Source organism: Breznakia pachnodae (assembly GCF_030814225.1).
Lineage (GTDB): Bacteria > Bacillota_I > Bacilli_A > Erysipelotrichales > Erysipelotrichaceae > Breznakia > Breznakia pachnodae.
Genome location: NZ_JAUSUR010000016.1, coordinates 1 through 3406, shown reverse-complemented (window position 1 = coordinate 3406; position 3406 = coordinate 1). Strand labels below are relative to the sequence as shown.

General features: G+C 46.7%; 2 rRNA genes. Both read left to right on the top strand.

The annotated features are described in order from the left end of the window. Positions 1-290 precede the first annotated feature (290 nt). Positions 291-3194, top strand: a 23S ribosomal RNA gene (locus tag J2S15_RS20240). Between the two features lie 84 nt (positions 3195-3278). Further along, a 5S ribosomal RNA gene (gene rrf / locus J2S15_RS20235) occupies positions 3279-3392 on the top strand. Positions 3393-3406 lie beyond the last annotated feature (14 nt).

Sequence of the window (3406 nt, the reverse complement as noted above, 5' to 3'; positions counted from 1 at the left end):
CCGTTTCCTATTTAGTTTTGAGAGGTTAAACCTTTCAAAAACAAGAAGTTAGATCTTTGAAAACTGAATAACAGAAGACATCAGAAAAGAATTGTTATCAAAAGAATATAAAACATGATCTTTTCGAATAGTTTGTAAGATAAAAATCGAGAAAAACAGTCTCTTTTCAATCATCACTTTAAGTGAAGATTGAGAAGAAAAAAACAGTAATAAAATAACAAGACAGTTATCGAAATAGAAATACGCTATAAACAAACACACATTAAAAACATTCAAAAATTTTAGTAAGTGATTAAGTTAATAAGGGCGTACGGTGGATGCCTTGGCACTATGAGCTGAAGAAGGACGCAACTAACGGCGAAACGCGTCGGGGAGTGGTAAGTACACAACGATCCGGCGATATCCGAATGGGGGAACCCAGCAGAAGTAATGTTCTGTTATCCATAAGTGAATACATAGCTTATGAGAGAGCAACCTAGGGAATTGAAACATCTTAGTACCTAGAGGAAAAGAAAACAACAGTGATTCCCAGAGTAGCGGCGAGCGAAATGGGAGGAGCCCAAACCGACTATGAGTCGGGGTAGTAGGACTGCGACGTGGTATTTATGATGGTAGAAGAATGGCATTGAAAGGCCAACCGAAGAGGGTGCAAGTCCCGTATTCGAAACCAAAGTAAAACCTAGCAGTATCCTGAGTACGGCGAGACACGAGAAATCTTGTCGGAATCAACCAGGACCATCTGGTAAGGCTAAATACTCCATAGTGACCGATAGTGAACCAGTACCGTGAGGGAAAGGTGAAAAGAACCCCGGGAGGGGAGTGAAATAGAACCTGAAACCGTATGCTTACAAGAAGTCAGAGCCCGTTAAAGGGTGATGGCGTGCCTTTTGTAGAATGAACCGGCGAGTTACCATATCGTGCGAGGTTAAGTAGAAAATACGGAGCCGAAGCGAAAGCGAGTCTTAATAGGGCGAGAGTACGATGCGGTAGACCCGAAACTAGGTGATCTATCCATGACCAGGTTGAAGTTGAGGTGAAACTCAATGGAGGACCGAACCGACTATCGTTGAAAAGCTAGCGGATGAGTTGTGGATAGCGGAGAAATTCCAATCGAACCTAGATATAGCTGGTTCTCCTCGAAATAGCTTTAGGGCTAGCGTCGAAGTAGAGTCATATGGAGGTAGAGCACTGAATGTATGATGGCCCCATCTCGGGGTACTGATTATAATCAAACTACGAATGCCATATCGATATATTCGGCAGTCAGACTGTGGGTGATAAGGTCCATGGTCAAAAGGGAAACAGCCCAGATCACCAGCTAAGGTCCCAAAATTTATGCTAAGTGGAAAAGGATGTGGGGATGCACAGACAACTAGGAGGTTGGCTCAGAAGCAGCCATCCTTTAAAGAGTGCGTAACAGCTCACTAGTCGAGTGACCCTGCGCCGAAAATGTACCGGGGCTAAGCATAATACCGAAGCTGTGGATTCATGCTTTGAGCATGAGTGGTAGAGGAGCGTTCCATTCGTCGTTGAAGCCATACCGTGAGGAGTGGTGGAGAGTATGGAAGTGAGAATGCCGGTGTGAGTAGCGAGATGCAGGTGAGAATCCTGCACACCGATAGCCTAAGGTTTCCAGGGGAAGGTTCGTCCGCCCTGGGTAAGTCAGGACCTAAGATGAGGCCGAAAGGCGTAGTCGATGGACAACAGGTTGATATTCCTGTACCCGCGTGAAAATGACGGAGTGACGGAGATGGTTAATGTATGCCACTTAATGGATTGTGGTCTAAGCGAAGTAGCTTGTATGTAGGAAAATCCGCATACTGATAGGCAAAAGCGTGATGGGGAAAAGAAAGCCTTCGGGCGAGTAAAGAAGTACACGATACCAGCTTCCAAGAAAAGCTTCTAGTATATTTCATGACGGCCTGTACCGAAACCGACACAGGTGGGCAAGGCGAGAAGCCTGAGGTGAGCGAGAGAACTGTTGCCAAGGAACTCGGCAAAATGGTCCCGTACGTTCGCAAGAAGGGACGCTCTAGAAATAGAGCCGCAGTGAATAGGCCCAAGCGACTGTTTATCTAAAACACAGCTCTCTGCTAAGTTGAAAGACGACGTATAGGGGGTGACTCCTGCCCGGTGCTGGAAGGTTAAGGGAATCTGTTAGGACTAGATCCGAAGCAGTGAACTGAAGCCCCAGTGAACGGCGGCCGTAACTATAACGGTCCTAAGGTAGCGAAATTCCTTGTCAGGTAAGTTCTGACCCGCACGAAAGGAGTAACGATTTGGGCGCTGTCTCGGCAGCAGACTCGGTGAAATCTTAGTACCTGTGAAAATGCAGGTTACCCGCAACTAGACGGAAAGACCCCATGGAGCTTTACTGTAGCTTGATATTGAATTTTAGTTAAACATGTACAGGATAGGTGGGAGACGTTAAAGCATGCACGCCAGTGTATGTGTAGTCACTGTTGGGATACCACCCTTGTTTAATTGAAATTCTAACCTACTACCGTTATCCGGTAGAGGGACCGTGTCAGGTGGGCAGTTTGACTGGGGCGGTCGCCTCCTAAAAAGTAACGGAGGCGCCCAAAGGTATGCTCAGATTGGATGGAAATCAATCGACGAGTGCAATTGCAGAAGCATGCTTGACTGTGAGACCTACAAGTCGAACAGGGACGAAAGTCGGGAATAGTGATCCGGCGGTACCGAATGGAAGGGCCGTCGCTCAACGGATAAAAGCTACCCTGGGGATAACAGGCTGATCTCGCCCAAGAGTTCACATCGACGGCGAGGTTTGGCACCTCGATGTCGGCTCATCGCATCCTGGAGCTGAATTCGGTTCCAAGGGTTGGGCTGTCCGCCCATTAAAGCGGTACGCGAGCTGGGTTCAGAACGTCGTGAGACAGTTCGGTCCCTATCTGTTGTGGGCGTAGGAAATTTGAGGAGAGCTGTCCTTAGTACGAGAGGACCGGGATGGACTTACCTCTGGTGCACCAGTTGTCGTGCCAACGGCATAGCTGGGTAGCTAAGTAGGGAAAGGATAAGCGCTGAAGGCATCTAAGCGCGAAGCCTCCTCCAAGATGAGATTTCCCATACGTAAGTAGTAAGACCCCTTAAAGACGATAAGGTTGATAGGCTAGAGATGGAAGTGTAGCGATACATGGAGTTGACTAGTACTAATAGGTCGAGGACTTAATCACAATGAAAAGATAGGTTTTGTATGAAACACAACAATTTGAAAATGAAGTTAACTGTTATTTAGTTTTGAAGGATTTACCTTCAGATCTGGTGATGATGGCAAAGTGGTCACACCTGTTCCCATTTCGAACACAGAAGTTAAGCACTTTTACGGCGACAATAGCTAGGCACGCTCTAGTGAAGATAGCAAATTGCCAGTTAAACATTAGAGAGA